This is a genomic window from Natrarchaeobaculum aegyptiacum (genome assembly GCF_002156705.1).
Lineage (GTDB): Archaea > Halobacteriota > Halobacteria > Halobacteriales > Natrialbaceae > Natrarchaeobaculum > Natrarchaeobaculum aegyptiacum.
In genome coordinates this window covers 1,431,477-1,446,602 of sequence record NZ_CP019893.1, presented here as the reverse complement: position 1 = coordinate 1,446,602, position 15,126 = coordinate 1,431,477, and the positions used below count along the sequence as shown (strand labels likewise).

The window sequence follows — 15,126 nt, the reverse complement described above, 5'->3', positions numbered from 1 at the left end:
GTCTCCACCGAAATCGTCATTACACGCGGCGTGGAGAGTACCGCCTACGCGACCGACGATGACGATCGGTAATCGGTCCGCGGGACGGGTACTACTCCGGGTCGGCGCGGGACTCGACTCGACTACCCAGATCGAGCGGGTGCCGGAACCACTGGGGCGGCGTCTCACGTGCACTCCCACGCGTCGATCTGCGGAACGCGGGTTCGGCCTGAGTCGACCGGGCGCGACCGAGACTGCCGATCACGATCACGACCACGAGTACGAAAGCCAATGATCTCGAGCACAGAGCGCGTTCACGAGAACCTACGCATCGAATACGTCGACGTCGACGCCGATAGCGACGGCGACGTCGACAGTGACGACGGCGACACCGCGACCAGCACCGACGCTGAGAGCGGAGCCAGTATCGCCCGTCTCGTCATGGAAGGAAGCGAGCAATCGTTGAACGCCTTCTCACCGTCGAAGGTCGAAACGATGGCGACGGCCGTCGAGTCGCTCGCCGGCGAGGTCGACTGTCTCGTCGTCTACGGCGAACCGGTCTTCTCCGTCGGTGCCGACTTACACGAGATCGACCAGAAGCCCGACGAGATGCGTTCGGCCAGAATCGACACGATCGCGGCCGCGTCGAACCGCTTCATCCGGGCGGTTCGAAGCTTCCCGGCACCGGTCGTCGCCGCCGTCACCGGCATGGCCGCCGGGGGCGGTCTCGGCTTCGCACTCGCTGCTGACCTGATCTACGTCCACGAAGACGCGACCTTCGACACCGCGTTCGCCCGGATCGGACTCACGCCCGACAACGCGACGCCGTTTTTCCTCGTCCAGACGCTCGGTCCCTATCGGACGCGGGAGTTGCTGTTCGACCCCCAGCCGATCGACGCCGAGACCGCAGTCGACCTCGGGCTGGCCAACGACGTCTACACCGGTCCCGAATCCGAGTTCGTCGACGCCGTCACCGACGACCTGGGCCGGCTGGCCGAGGGGCCGACCGAGGTGTACGCCCGGACGAAGGAACTCGTCGACTCGGGCTTTAGCGCCAACCTCGACGACCACCTCGAGGAAGAACGCTCGGTCATTACGCGGATGGGCGACTCCGAGACCTTCGACGAGGGGCTCGAGGCGTTCTTCGAGAAGCGCAGTCCCAACTGGTAGCCGTCGGTCCGGTTGGGTCGCTCGCCCCGGATTCACACTCGAGGGGGACCAGCAGGTCGATCCCTGCTCCGAGTTTCGTATCAATTCCCCGCTATTCTACACAACCTATATATGCGATGGGGGTTATTGCATAGTCGCAATCATGAGTGGGATCAACAGGCGGAGCTTTCTCACCCGAACAGGCGTGGCTTCGATCGGTGTTGCTGGCCTCGCAGGGTGCCTTGGCGGTGAAAACGGTGCAAACGGCGAGAGTCCCGAGGACGCAGACGAGATCGTCATCGGCTGCCCGACGGCGTTGAGCGGTGCATTCGCGCCCTACGGTGAGGCCGAACGCGACGGTGGCATCCTCGCTGCCCAGCACCTGGAAGAGGAGTTCGACGTCTCGATCGAGATCGTCGAGGGCGACTCCGAGGCCGACCCGAACGCGGCCGTCGAGCGAATCGAGGACATGGTGATCAACGACGGCGCACACATGGCCTTCGGCGGCGTCAGTTCCGCCGTCGCCATCGCGACCGGTAGCTGGGGGACCGAGAACCAGGTACCCGTCTCGGTCCACGGCGGTAGCGACGACATCACCGGTGCCGAGTGTGCGTCCTACATGTTCAGCCCCTACATGTCGAACTCGATGCAGGTCGCGCCCACCGCGCCGGCGATGGCCGACCTCGAGGACGAGTGGTTCCTGCTGTACTCCGATTACACGTGGGGACACACGGCACGTGACGCCTACGAGGAAGCGCTCGAGGCCGAAGGAGCGGATGTCATCGGAGCGGAAGGCGTGCCGTTCCCCGAGACCGAGTACGGCCCGTACCTGAACGCGGCCGAGCAGTCCGGAGCCGACGGAATCGCGTTGCTGACCGCTGGGCTGGACCAGCGGTCGGTGACCCAGGAAATTCTCAGTCGCGGCATCGAAGACGAGTACACGTTCAGCATGCACCAGACCGAGGACGTCTCGCTCTTCGGAATCGACCCGGCGTCTGCGGCGCTGCTCGACGTGAACGCTCAGGGCTGGAGCGCCGGACTCGACGTGCCCGAAGACTGGCTCGACGAGATCGCACAGGTCTCCGATCACAGCCCGTTCGTCCGTCACTACATGGGCTACGTCTCGGTCGATCAGCTCGTCCGGGCGTCGATGCGTGCGGATTCGCTCGAGGGCGAGGCGATCCGCGACGAACTGCGTGGCCACGTGATCGAGAACGACCTGATCTACGACCTCCAGCCGACCGACGAACAGCTGTACTGGCGCGAGGCGGACAACCAGCTCGTCCAGCCGACCTACGTTACCCGCGGGCTCGACGTCGACGATCAGCAGACCGATCCGTACGACGTCTGGTTCGAGGTGACAGACGTGATGCAAGGCGAGGAGGCCTCGCCCGAACCGGACCCGGAGTGTGAACTGTAACCACCTGCAAGCGCGGGGACCGTATCGCGACTGACGGTTGGGATTCCGATTTCAGTACACGACACAATGGAACATACGAACGACGGATGGGAGATATGACGACATCGACACCGACATCCACACTCGAGACGTTTCGACTACAGTTTCAGTCACAGTCGCCGCTAACGAAGGCGTTGCTTGTGGCTACTGCAATCTTGATCGTGCTGACCGTCGCGGTCCACCCGCGGCTGTTCGCCCAGAACCTTCTCGGCGGCGTCGTCTACGGACTGGTACTCGCGCTCATCGCGCTCGGGCTGGCGCTCATCCTCGGCCTGCTCGGCGTGGTGAACTTCGCTCACGGTGGTCTCTTCATGCTGGGTGCCTACGGTGCCTACGAGATCATCGCCATGCAGGGCTTGCCGTTCTGGGTTGCCTTCCTCGTCGTCCCACTGGCTGTCGGGGCAGTCGGCGTCGCGATGGAAGTCGGCGTCCTCCGTCGACTCTACGGTGAGAACCCCCTGATCGGGTTACTGGCGACCTTTGGGGTCTTCATCATGATCGAGGAGGCGACGCGGGCGCGCTGGGGCGGCACGCCGCTGACGTTCGACCTGCCGGCGGTCCTCCAGGGCTCGATCACGTTCGGTGTCGGCCGCATCGCCACGATTCGGCTGCTGACGATCGTCGTCGCGACGCTCGTGATCGTGGGCACCTACCTGCTCATGTACCGGACGGACTTCGGACTCACGATCCGTGCCGGGTTGCAGGACCGAGAGATGGCGGGCTTCATCGGCATCGACATCCCGACGCGCTTTACGATCGTGTTCTTCCTCGGGTCGGCCATGGCCGGCCTCGCGGGCGTCCTTCGAGGCGCTGAGACGGGGATGGACCTCGCGATGGGCTTCGAGTACGTCCTGCTGGCGTTCGTCATCGTGATCGTCGGCGGAGTCGGCAGCATCTTCGGGAGCGTCGTTGCCGGCCTCCTGATCGGCATCGGCGTCTTCGTCGCCCCGGTGATGGTCCGTGCGCTCGCGACCGCCACCGGGATCGACGCTCTCGCCGTCCCCGGAATCGGCGGCATCGTCCCGTTCCTGATCATGCTCGCCATCCTGTTGATCAGACCGCGCGGTCTCTTCGGTGAGGAGGGATTACTCGAATGAGTTCCGCATCAACCTCACTGGTCGAACGAGTTCGCGGGCTCGACGCCATGGAGGTGTTCCGCCTGCTGCGCGTCCCGATCGGCATCCTGCTGATCGCGCTGCTCATCCGGCCGGTCATCGGCAGCGACCTGCTGCTCGGTAGCCCACACATCGCGACGACCATCCTCATCTGGATGCTGTTCGCGACGGCGTTCAACCTCCTGCTGGGGTACACCGGGTTGCTCTCGTTCGGCCACGCGATGTTCCTCGGCACGGGCGTCTACATGACCGCGATCGGGCTGGCGTACTTCGACATGCCGTTCTCGGTGATGACCGTGCTCGCCATCGTGCTCGCGGCCACCATCGCGTACCTGATCGGGCGACTCACCGTCCAGTACGGCGAGATCTACTTCGCGATGCTCACACTCGCGTTCGGGATGATGCTTCACTTCTTCGTCAACTCCAACCCGGGCGGCCTGACGGGCGGCTCCGACGGCATCCGGTCGGGGACGACCCCGGAGTGGATCACCAGCCTGCGCGGCGAGCGCGTCATCGACGTCGACTGGTTCGCCACGCTGCTGGGCTATCTCGGCCTCGAGCCGGACTACTACTGGTTCGTCGCGATCGTCTTCGTCGTCGCGATGCTCGGCCTCTGGCAGATCGTCCGCTCGCCGTTCGGGCGGACGCTCGTGGCCATCCACGACAATCAGGAGCTGGCGAGCGCGATGGGGATCGACATCTACCGGTACAAGGTCTGGGCGCTCACGTTCTCGGGAGCGTTCTCGGCGCTCGCCGGAGCGCTCCTGATGGTGAACAACCACGGGGCCTCGCTGGAGAACTTCGGGCCGATGACCAGCGCCGAGGTGCTGCTGATGGCGATCTTCGGCGGCATCGGCTTCTTCTTCGGCCCTGCCGTCGGCGCTGGCGCCTGGTACCTCGTCCGGGAGTACCTGCTCTCGCTGGGGACGGTCACCGTCCCCGGCGTGGGTGCCCTCGAGGTCGGTGGCGTCCTCAGTTACTGGCAGTTTTTCTTCGGGCTCGCGTTCGTGATCGTGATCCTCGCGTCGCCTCGCGGCGGGATCTACGGCTTCGTCCGGGACCGAACGCTGACCGCACTCGCATTCGCACGGAGGTGGCGAACCGATGGCTGACAACGAGACTGACATGCACACCGCGACGACAGGCACAGACCAGACGCAGCGCCAGGAACAGGACCGAGACCAGAATCAGGCCCAGGCGACCGACCGGGCCGCGTCGTCGACCGTCGGCGACCCCGCAGAAGCGATGCTCGGTGCCAGGGGACTGACCAAGTCCTTCGGCGGCTTCGTCGCCGTCGACGGCGTCGACCTCGCGGTCCAGGAAGGCGAGTTGCGCTCGATCATCGGTCCGAACGGGGCTGGCAAGACGACGCTGTTCAACGTCCTCACGAACGCCCTCACGCCCTCCGGCGGGCAGGTGTACTTCGGGGGCGAGGAGATCACCGACGTGCCCCAGCACGAGCGCCCACACATGGGGCTCGTTCGGTCGTTCCAGTCGAACCAGCTGTTCGAGGAGCAGACCGTCCTCGAGAACGTCCGGATCGTCGCCCAGACGATCGAACAGGGGCCGTTCTCGTTCGACCTGTTCCGCACCGGCCGCCGGGTCGCCGAGGAGGATGCCTACGAGATTCTCGAGCGCGTCGGCCTCGCCGAACAGGCCCACGAATCCGCGGCGAACCTCTCGCACGGCGACCAGCGGCGGCTCACGATCGCGATGTCGCTGGCGACCGATCCGTCGGTCCTGTTGCTCGACGAGCCCACCAGCGGCATGGGTCCGACCGAGACCGAGGAGACGGCGGCGATGATCGAGTCGCTCCAGTCCGAGTACGACCTCACGCTCGTGTTGATCGAACACGACATGAGCATCGTCCTCTCGATGAGCGATCGGATCACGGTTCTCAACCGCGGCCAGGTCCTCGCGACAGGGCCGCCCGACGAGATCCAGGCGAACGACGCGGTCCAGACGGCCTACCTCGGCGGCATGGAGGACGAACTATGACCCTGCTACAGGTGTCGGATCTCGAGGCGGGCTACGAGACCGGTCGCGTGCTGTTCGGGATCGACCTCGAGATCGAGGCCGGCGAGACGGTGTCGCTGCTCGGGCGCAACGGTGCGGGCAAGACGACCACGATGCGGTCGATCGTCGGCGCGGAGATGCCGACCGTCTTCCACGGCTCGATCCGCTTCCGGGGTGAGGAGTTGCTCGAGCGCAAGAGCCACGAGATCGCGGGCATGGGACTGAGTTACGTTCCGGAAGCGCGGCGGTGTTTCCCCCGGTTGACCGTCGAGGAGAACATCCACGTGGCCGCGACGGCGGCCGACGATCCACTCCCGGAGGCCGAGATGTACGACGTCTTCCCGGACCTGGCCGACATCCGGGATCGGGCGGCGAAGAACCTGAGCGGCGGGCAACAGCAGATGCTGGCGATCGCTCGCGCGCTCGTCGCTAACCCGGACCTGATGTTGCTCGACGAACCCTGTGAGGGGCTGGCCCCACTGATCGTCCGCGAGGTCGAGTCGGCGATCCAGCGGATCAACGAGAACCGCGACGTGACGGTCCTCATCGTCGAGCAGAACGTCGCGGCAGCGATGGCGATCGCCGACCGCCACTACATCATCGAGGAAGGCCACATCGTCGACGAGGTAACGACCGAGAAACTGCGGGCCGACGAGGAGCTTCAACAGGAGTACCTCGGCGTCTGAGTTCGTTTCGCTGTTTTCTCTCGCTCGAGTGGAGTCCGGCGGCGGGCTCGGCCTAAGTCGGTGGTGAGGTGTCGAACTCGAGTCGAGTCGGTGGTCAGGCGACGGACTCAGTCCGAATCGACCCGACTCCCGCCGACGTACAGTTCCTCGCCCGACAGGCCCTGACTCTCGGGATATTCGTCGGCGTACTCCATCAGCTGGAACAGCGTCCCGGTCGCGTTTCGCGGCGAGACGAACGCCTCGTTCCAGCCCTCGTACTCGGCGTAGTCGACCACCGTGATCCCCTTGGCCTCGAGTACCTCCATCACCGCCTCGATGTCGCCAACCTCGAGTGTGACGTGGTGGAGGCCGGGGCCGTGTTCCTCGAGATAGGTCGTCAGGAAGCTCTCCTCGGCGACGGGCTCGATGAGTTCGATCCGGGAGGCGTTCCCGAGTTCGTAGTAGACCCACCGAAATCGGTCCTCGACGACGTCGTCGACGATCTTTTCACAGCCGAGAGCGGCCAGTACCGGTTCGGCGTCGGCGACCGATTCGACGGCGATGCCGACGTGGTCGACGCGGATGGGTACGTCGTGTGAATCCATGCCACTACCGTCTGCACTCGAGTGAGCAAAATAGCTGTCGACTCGGCCGACGGTGTCCACGCCGCTGGTCCCACTGGGGGTGCAGAAACGGAAAGCGATCGCCGACGCGAGACGTGCGTGCCGGTGATGACGCGGCGGGTGCTGGGTGGCGATCGCCCGTCGTCCGTCGGCACTCGAGTGGCGTAAGTGATGCGGTGTTGGCTGGTCAGTTGACGCGCCGGTCCTCGTCGTCGTTCCAGTAGTCCTCGCGGAGTTCGAACTTCTGGATCTTCCCCGTCGAGGTCTGGGGGAGGTCCTCGCGGAACTCGACGCTCGTCGGGCACTTGTAGTGGGCCAGCCGGTCCCGGGTGAACTCGATGATCTCCTCTTCGGTCAGGTCGGCACCGTCGTGAGGAACGACGAGTGCCTTCGGCGTCTCGCCCCATTTCTCGTGAGGGACGCCGATGACGGCGGCGAGTCTGACGTCGGGGTGGTCGTAGAGGACGTCCTGAACCTCGATGCTCGAGATGTTCTCCCCGCCGGAGATGATGACGTCTTTCTTGCGGTCGACGATGGTGAGCATCTTGTTTGCGTCCATCGTGGCGATGTCGCCGGTGTGGAACCAGCCCTCGACGCGGTCGGTGAACGCTTCCTCGGTCGCCTCGGGTTTGTTCCAGTAGCGGTCGAGGATCTGGTTGCCGCGGGCGATCACCTCGCCTTTGGTCTCGTCGTCACAGGGTACGTCGTTGCCGTCTTCGTCGACGACGCGCACCTCGGTGTTGATGGTGGCGAAGCCGGGCTTGTTGACGATGTCGTACTTGTCGCCGTCCTGAATTCGCCGCGGGGAGTTACTCGTCGTGATGAGCGGGCCGGTCTCGGTCGCGCCGTAGGCGTGGATGATCCGCCAGCCGAGCTCGTCCTCGGTGCGACGGATGGTCCGCTTCGGCGGCGGGCTCGCGGCAGTCTCGACGCGAACCGGGTTCGCGCCGGTCGTCTCGACGTCGTGTTCCTCGTTGTGCTCGAGCAGGAAGTTGAGGACGGTGGGCGCGCCGCCGAGGAAGGAGACGTCGTGTTCGACGATGCGCTCGAAGACGGTCTGGGGATCGAAGTCCCGGACGATGACGTGTTTGCCACCGATGCCGGTGAGGCCGTAGATGTGGCCCCAGCCGTTGATGTGGAACATGGGGGAGGTCCACAGCAGGACGTCGTCGTCTTCGAACTCGACGTGGTGGGCGTGGACCATCGCGTGGTAGTGCTGGGTTCGATGGGTGTGGACGACGCCCTTCGGGTCGCCGGTCGTCCCGGAGGTGTAGAGGATGGTCGCGTCGTCGTCCTCGGAGATGTCCGGGCGTTCGGGCTGGTCGGGGGAAGCGGCCTCGAGGACGGCCTCGTAGTCATCCCACTGGCCCGCTTCGGCGTCGTCGGCGTCGTAGCAAATCCACTCGTCGACGCCGCCCTCGTCTTGCAGGTGAGTGACCGTGCCGGCGTGTTCGGCATCGGTGATGAAGACGTCTGGGTCGCTGTCGCCGACGAGATAGTCGTACTCCTCGGGCTGGAGGCGGAAGTTCAGCGGGACGAACAGCGCGCCGAGCTGGGTGGTGGCGTACAGCGTCTCGATGAAGTAGTGGGAGTTCTTCGAGAGGAGGGCGACGCGGTCGCCTTTCTCGACGCCCCGCTCGCGCAGGGCGTTCGAGAGGCGATTGACGCGGTCGCCGACCTCGCCGTAGGTGTATTCGGTCCCGTCCTCGGCGACGATGCCGACGTCGTCTGCGAACAGGTCGACTGCACGGTCGAGGAAGTCGGTGGTGAGCAGTGGTTGTTTCATGGGTGTCTTCGATGGTGGTCCTGATCGGTCGACAGGACTCACGGCTCCTGTGGTACTCCATACCGAACAACCCCTACAGATCAAATTAATGTTGTGGTATCGCTCACCGTCGGCGCGCCCTCGAGGGGTCTTCGCCCGACGCCCCACGCGCCCGACCCCCTGAGTGGTGGTAACTCCTCTCGACGAACCCGCACGTTTGATAATCGTGGACGACACACCAGTTCGCATGACAGACGCGCTGGACGAAACGGTTTGCATCGTGACGGGCGGCGGCGGTGGCCTCGGCCGGGCGGCGGCCAGAGAGCTCGCCGACCAGGGTGCCTCGGTGGTCGTCTCCGACCTCGGAACCTCGGTCCACGGCGAGGGCGAAGACGAGGGGCCCGCACGGGAGACGGTCGACCTGATCGAAGCGGCCGGCGGCGACGCGATGGTCCACGTCGGCGACGTCACCGATCTCGGGTACACCGACCAGCTCGTCGAGGACACGCTCGCGGAGTACGGTCGAATCGACGGCGCGGTCAACTTCGCGGGCATCCTCCGGGATTCCTACCTGACGAACATGAGCGCCGAGGAGTGGGACGCCGTGATCCACGTCCACCTCCGGGGGCACTTCTCGCTCCTGCGCAATCTCGCGCGCCACTGGCGACAGCGCAACGAGGAAACCGAAGGCGGCCTCGAGCGAGAACGGTCGTTCCTGGGCGTCACCAGTCCGTCGGCGCTGGGCAACGTCGGGCAGGCAAATTACGGCGCAGCGAAAGCAGGCGTCCTCGGACTCACTCGCACGGCTGCGATGGAACTGGCCGGCTCGAACGTCCGGGTGAACGCCCTCTTCCCCGTCGCCGCGACCCGGATGACCGAGGGTATCCTCGAGGACGACTCGCTCGCTCCCGAGAAGGTCGCACCAGTCGTCGCTGCCCTCATGAGCGAGGACGCGTCCGATATCACTGGACGAACCATCAGCGCGGTCGGTGACGAGATCGGTGTCGTGCCGGACCCCGAAATCGAGCGAACGGTCACCCGCGAGGGAGGCTGGAGCACCGGTGAGGTTATCGACGCACTGGGCGACGAACTGGGGCTCGGCGACGACTGATCGACGCACCGTCGTGCCGACTAATCGCACCGTTTTATACTCTCCGCGCGCTTTCGTCCCGGCCATGGCGACGATCTACTTCGAGGACGTCGAGGAAGGCACCGTCAGAGACCTCGGGAGCTACACGGTTCCCGAAGACGAGATGCGTGCGTTCTCAGAGCGTTACGATCCACAGCCGATCCACGTCGACGAGGCGGCCGCCGCAGAGACGCCCTTCGGCGACGTGATCGCAAGCGGCTGGTACACCGCGAGCGTCTGCATGCGCCTGTTCGTCGACGGCTTCCTCGCCCAGAGCGACAGTATCGGGTCGCCGGGACTCGAGGAACTCTCGTGGTCGGCACCGGTCTACGCCGGCGACACCCTGACCGTCGAGAACGAGATCCTCTCGGCGGAGCCATCGACCACCCGCGAGGACCGCGGCTACGTTCGAAACGAGACTCGAGCGTACAATCAGGACGACGAACTGGTGCTCAGCTGGATCGGAACGAACATCCTGTTGTGCCGGAATCGCGACTGATCACGCCGAGTCCCGTCCGGCTTCGGTTACCGTCCGCCGTTCTGCCGGCACCACGTTCGACAGTGATGGACGGTATCGTCGTCGGGAGGGGAATCGAGTGGGAGCGTTTATCTCACAGGCCACGCATTCGCCTTGCATGGAGACGGTCACCCACCACGGCAGAGCAACCGCGTATCGCGTCACCGACGAGGGCGGCGATGGCCCGCCGATCTGCTTCGTCCACGGCAGCGGCGGCACGGGCGAGACCTGGGTCGGCCAGCGCGACCTCGCCGACCGCTATCCCGTGGTCACGATGGATCTCAGCGGTCACGGAGACTCCGACGACGTCGACGCCGAACCGGGCGCGGAGGCTCTCGAGGCCTACGTCGAGGACGTCTGTGCCGTGCTCGAGGCGACCGGCGCACGCGTCGTCGTCGGTTTCTCCCTCGGCGGCGCGGTCGCCCTGCAGGTACTCCTCGAGCGCGACGTCGACCTCGAGGCGGCCGTCCTGACCAGCACGGGCGCGAAACTGGCCGTGCTCCCCGACCTGCTCGAGTGGCTCGCCGAGGACTTCGATCGGGCGCTCGAGTTCGTCCACGACCCCGGGCGGCTCTTCGTCGACCCCGACGCCGAGGGGTGCGAGGCGGCGCGTGCCGAGATGACCGACACTGGCCGCGCGGTGACCCGCCGGGACTTCGTCACCTGCGACCGGTTCGACGTCCGCGGCCGGCTCGCGGAGATCGACGTCCCCGTTCTCGCCCTCGCCGGGGAGGAAGACCAGTTGACCCCGCCGGCGTATCACGAGTATCTGGTCGAGGAGGTCGACGACGCCCGCCTCGAGACGATCCCCGACGGCGCGCACATGGTGATGCGCGAGCACCCCGAGGCGTTCAACGACGCTGTGGCGGCGTTTCTCGCGGATGTGACCGGTGACGACGAGCAGTAAGCGGAGACGGCTGGCGGTGACCAGAGCGACTCCCGCCCCGACGACGATCACATGATTCAAGGTCTCGTCACCCGTTTCCAAGCCCATGTCCTTCGACACGCTCGACGTCACCGTCGACGACGGCGTCGCGACCGTCCGTATCGACAACGACCCGGTGAACGCCATCGACCAGCAGATGCGCCACGAACTCGCCGAAGCGGTCGACGTCCTCCGCGAGGACCGCGTCCGCGTTGGGGTCTTCGCTGGCAGCGCCGACGTCTTCTCGGTCGGGGCCGACGTCGGCCTCTTCGAGGAGGCCCAGGAGTGGACCACCCACGAGTTCCGGTCGAACTCCCGCATCCTCGGCCGGGCCTTCGACGGCATCGAAACCCTCGAGAAGCCGGTTATCGCCGCCATCGAGGGTACCTGCGTCGGCGGCGGCCTCGAGCTCGCTCTGGCCTGTGACGTCCGTATCGCCAGCCCCGACGCCACCCTCGGCTTCCCCGAGCACAACATCGGCCTCATCCCCGGCCTCGGCGGTTGCTCCCGGTTCGTCCAGCTCGTCGGCCCCGGCGTCGCCAAGGACCTGATCCTCAGCGGCGAACTCATCGACGGCGAGCGCGCCCGCGAGATCCGACTGGTCGAACGCGTCGACGACGACCCCCAGGCCGCTGCCGACGAATACGCAGCGAATCTGCTCGAGCAGCCGCCACAGGCCGTCGGCCTCGCCAAGCGCGTCGTCAACGCCGCTCGAGACACCGACACCCAGACCGCCGGCCTGATCGAATCGCTCGCCCAGAGCACCCTGCTCGAGACTGCGGACCACCGTGAGGGGATCACCGCCTTCCGCGAGAAGCGCGACGCCGACTTTACCGGCGAATAGCCCTCGTATACGCTGGTGTCACGTTTTCTGTATCGTTTCCCACTGGGAACACCACGAAAGCCCCCGACCCGCTCGACCATCCGCGACTCGCTGTCGTTCGAAAGATCTTCGATCTTTCGTGATGACGAAACGTCTCCGACGTTCGAACCACGCTCCTCGTTCCACTGCGGTGCTTACTTCGTCGGGGAAGGACCGAGCGGGTCGGCCCCCTTCATTCCCACCCGTATCGGCAGACCGGCCAAGCTACGCGGGTGGGAATGAACGGGGCTGCCGGTATCCGCGAAGACGGGCGACGTAAGCACGCGAGCGAAGCGAGCGCGCGCAGCGAGCCCATCGACCGGATACCGGCAGGGGCTTTCGTGGTGTTTTCAGTCCATTCGAATCCACGACATTGAAACCCAGCTACGGAGACTAGCCGACTCGAGAACTTTTAAGGCCGTTCCCGAGGAGATGCGAGTATGACACTCATCGAGAACGCGCTCTCGGACGAGCACCGCGAGTTCCGCGACCGGGCAGCGACGTTTGCGGCGGAAGTCGTCGCGCCGGAGGCCGACCGCATCGAACGCACCGACGAGTTCCCCCGGGAGGTCATCGAGCAGGCCGGCGACCGCGGGCTGCTCGGCATCCTCCTGCCCGAAGCGTACGGCGGCGAGGGCTCTGACTTCCTCTCGTACTGTCTGGCCGTCGAGGAGATCGCGAGCGTCAGCGGGGCCGTCGCCGAGACCATTCAGGGCCACACCTTCGCCGCCTTGCCGATCGCCCAGTTCGGCACCGAGGCCCAGAAGGAGCAGTGGCTCGAGCCGATGGCCACTGGTGAGACGGTCGGCTCGATGCTGCTGACCGAACCCGACGCGGGGAGTTCGCCGACGGAGTTGTCCACCACTGCTGAAGAGACCGACGACGGCTACTTGCTCACCGGCGAGAAGTCCTTCGGGACCAACGCCGGCGTCGCGGACGTCCACCTCGTCGTCGCACGCAAACGGCCGGCTCCCGAGGAGGGCCACGGCGTCAGCGTCTTCCTCGTCCCCGGTGTCGACGAGGTCGAGGGCTTCTCGTTCGACCGCGTCGAGTTCATGGGCATGCGCGGGCACGTCACCGGCGACTCGACGCTCGAGGAGGTTCCCGTCGCCGAGGACGCCGTCCTCGGCGAGATCGGCCAGGGCTTCCGGATCGCGATGGGGACGATCGATATGGCTCGGACGGCGCTGGGCGCGATCGGTACCGGCATCGCCCGCGGCGCGTTCGAGGAGGCCGTCGACTACGCTGGCGACCGCGAGCAGGGCGGCAGCCCAGTCGGTGAATACCAGGCGGTTCAGGTCCTGATCGCGGAGATGGACACCCGCCTCGACGGTGCGCGCCATCTGGTCTTCGACTCTGCGGCGGCGCTCGCCGACGGCAACGGCGACACCCGTACCTCGAGCAAGGCCAAGTACGCCGGCAGCGAGGTCGCCGAGTACGTCACTCGCAACGCCATCCAGATCTACGGCGGGAAGGGCTACCGCAAGGACCTGCCGCTCGAGCGCTACTACCGCGATGCGAAGATCCTGAGCATCATCGGCGGCACGAGCGAGATCCAGAAGACGACGATCGCCGGGCAGGCGCTCGAGTTGTAGTCGACGGTCGCCGTCTCGTTTTCGCGGCCGTTCCGTCTTTACGGCCGCCCCATCGTCGCTGCTGTTCCACCGTCGCCGCCGTTCCGGAGCGATTATCACGGATCGTGTCGTGTGGTCTCGTATGTCGTTTAGCCTATCACCAGAACACGAGGCGATTCGCGAGGCCGTTCGCGAGTTCGGCGAGAACGAGATCAAACCCGTCGCCGAGGAGTACGATCGTGAACACCGCTATCCGGTCGAGTTGCGGCAGAAGGCAGCGGAGTACGATTTCGTCGAGCCGGAGGTACCGGTCGAGTACGGCGGTGCCGGGATGGACAAGATTTCGGCGACGATCGTCACCGAGGAACTCTGGCGGGCCGATCCCGGTATCGGCATCGCCATCGAGAGCGCCGGGTTCGGGATGGACATGATCCGCGAGTTCGGCGACGAGTGGATGAGAGAGGAGTGGCTCCCGCGGGTCACGAGCGGTGAGTCTGCGTCCTGTTCGATGATCTCAGAGCCGGCGCACGGCTCTGACGTCGCGAGTATGGATACCGTCGCCGAAAAAGACGGCGACGAGTACGTCATCAACGGCAACAAGATGTGGATCACGAACGGGACGGTCGCCGACGTGGGCGTGATCATGGCCAAGACCAGCCCCGGCGAGGGCCACCGCGGCATCACCGCCTTCCTCGCGCCGATGGACACCGACGGGATTCAGACCGAGAAGATCGACAACAAACTCGGCATCCACGCCTCCGACCTCGCGGAGGTCGTCCTCGACGACGTTCGCGTACCCGCGGAGAACGTCATCGGCGAGGTCGATCAGGGCTTCTACCAGCTGATGGAGTTCTTCGCGTCCGCCCGGACTGCCGTCGCCGCCCAGGCCGTCGGTGCCGCCCAGGGTGCACTCGACGCCGCCGTCGAGTACGCCAACGAGCGCGAACAGTTCGGCCAGAAGATCAGTAACTTCCAGGCGATCGAACACAAGATCGCCGAGATGGCGACCAGGACGGAGGCCGCCCGCTCGCTGACCTACCGCGCCGCGACCGAGGTCGAACAGAACAACCAGGAGGTCGCTGCGAGGTACTCGAGCATGGCCAAACTGTTCGCGAGCGAGGTCGCCGTCGAGGTCGCAGACGAGGGTCTCCAGGTCCACGGCGGCTCGGGTTACGTCACCGACTACGCCGCAGAGCGCTTCTACCGCGACGCCCGGATCACCAAGATCTACGAGGGCACGAGCGAGATCCAGAAGAACATCATCGCCGATCGGGTGCTCTGATCGGTCCGCTGGCCGTTCTTCGTGAGCGGCCCTCGAACCGTTCGTCCTGCTGTTTTCACCCCGGTT

Annotated in this window: 14 protein-coding genes; 12 read left to right on the top strand and 2 right to left on the bottom strand. The window is 65.6% G+C overall.

Annotated features, from left to right (window positions below; all coding sequences use genetic code 11):
* The first annotated feature begins 270 nt into the window (after positions 1 to 270).
* From B1756_RS07170 to B1756_RS07145, 6 genes are all read left to right on the top strand, one after another.
* On the top strand, positions 271 to 1,149 hold the full coding sequence (locus tag B1756_RS07170) for an enoyl-CoA hydratase/isomerase family protein (RefSeq protein WP_086887920.1): 879 nt from the start codon (positions 271 to 273) through the stop codon (positions 1,147 to 1,149).
* Between the two features lie 142 nt (positions 1,150 to 1,291).
* Positions 1,292 to 2,548 carry an ABC transporter substrate-binding protein gene (locus tag B1756_RS07165; RefSeq protein ID WP_086887919.1) on the top strand — a complete coding sequence of 419 codons (1,257 nt, stop codon included), beginning with the start codon at positions 1,292 to 1,294 and terminating at the stop codon, positions 2,546 to 2,548.
* Between the two features lie 179 nt (positions 2,549 to 2,727).
* Positions 2,728 to 3,684, top strand: coding sequence for a branched-chain amino acid ABC transporter permease (locus tag B1756_RS07160; RefSeq protein ID WP_228434528.1), 957 nt, complete (start codon positions 2,728 to 2,730; stop codon positions 3,682 to 3,684).
* On the top strand, positions 3,681 to 4,814 hold the full coding sequence (locus tag B1756_RS07155; protein WP_228434526.1) for a branched-chain amino acid ABC transporter permease: 1,134 nt from the start codon (positions 3,681 to 3,683) through the stop codon (positions 4,812 to 4,814). The genes B1756_RS07160 and B1756_RS07155 overlap by 4 nt, the downstream gene beginning before the upstream one ends.
* A 133-nt stretch (positions 4,815 to 4,947) precedes the next feature.
* Positions 4,948 to 5,700, top strand: coding sequence for an ABC transporter ATP-binding protein (locus tag B1756_RS07150; RefSeq protein ID WP_086890082.1), 753 nt, complete (start codon positions 4,948 to 4,950; stop codon positions 5,698 to 5,700).
* On the top strand, positions 5,697 to 6,404 hold the full coding sequence (locus B1756_RS07145; protein ID WP_086887916.1) for an ABC transporter ATP-binding protein: 708 nt from the start codon (positions 5,697 to 5,699) through the stop codon (positions 6,402 to 6,404). The genes B1756_RS07150 and B1756_RS07145 overlap by 4 nt, the downstream gene beginning before the upstream one ends.
* Positions 6,405 to 6,511: 107 nt before the next feature.
* Here B1756_RS07145 and B1756_RS07140 read toward each other — a convergent pair whose 3' ends face one another.
* Together B1756_RS07140 and B1756_RS07135 are read right to left on the bottom strand one after the other, a co-directional pair.
* Entirely contained in the window at positions 6,512 to 6,988 is a 477-nt protein-coding gene (locus tag B1756_RS07140; RefSeq protein ID WP_086887915.1) for a VOC family protein, read from the bottom strand.
* Between the two features lie 205 nt (positions 6,989 to 7,193).
* On the bottom strand, positions 7,194 to 8,792 hold the full coding sequence (locus tag B1756_RS07135; RefSeq protein WP_086887914.1) for a long-chain-fatty-acid--CoA ligase: 1,599 nt from the start codon (positions 8,790 to 8,792) through the stop codon (positions 7,194 to 7,196).
* Positions 8,793 to 9,018: 226 nt separating this feature from the next.
* Here B1756_RS07135 and B1756_RS07130 point away from each other — a divergent pair, with 226 nt between their 5' ends.
* The 6 genes from B1756_RS07130 (at position 9,019) to B1756_RS07105 (ending at position 15,060) form a co-directional block, all read left to right on the top strand.
* Entirely contained in the window at positions 9,019 to 9,882 is an 864-nt protein-coding gene (locus tag B1756_RS07130; RefSeq protein ID WP_086887913.1) for an SDR family oxidoreductase, read from the top strand.
* A 64-nt stretch (positions 9,883 to 9,946) separates the two neighbouring features.
* On the top strand, positions 9,947 to 10,399 hold the full coding sequence (locus B1756_RS07125) for a MaoC family dehydratase (RefSeq protein ID WP_086887912.1): 453 nt from the start codon (positions 9,947 to 9,949) through the stop codon (positions 10,397 to 10,399).
* 136 nt (positions 10,400 to 10,535) lie between these two features.
* Positions 10,536 to 11,324, top strand: coding sequence for an alpha/beta fold hydrolase (locus B1756_RS07120; RefSeq protein ID WP_086887911.1), 789 nt, complete (start codon positions 10,536 to 10,538; stop codon positions 11,322 to 11,324).
* Positions 11,325 to 11,409: 85 nt separating this feature from the next.
* Positions 11,410 to 12,186 carry an enoyl-CoA hydratase/isomerase family protein gene (locus B1756_RS07115; protein ID WP_086887910.1) on the top strand — a complete coding sequence of 259 codons (777 nt, stop codon included), beginning with the start codon at positions 11,410 to 11,412 and terminating at the stop codon, positions 12,184 to 12,186.
* 458 nt (positions 12,187 to 12,644) lie between these two features.
* Positions 12,645 to 13,799, top strand: a complete 1,155-nt coding sequence (locus B1756_RS07110) for an acyl-CoA dehydrogenase family protein (protein WP_086887909.1) — start codon at positions 12,645 to 12,647, stop codon at positions 13,797 to 13,799.
* Positions 13,800 to 13,920: 121 nt separating this feature from the next.
* Entirely contained in the window at positions 13,921 to 15,060 is a 1,140-nt protein-coding gene (locus tag B1756_RS07105) for an acyl-CoA dehydrogenase family protein (RefSeq protein WP_086887908.1), read from the top strand.
* Positions 15,061 to 15,126 lie beyond the last annotated feature (66 nt).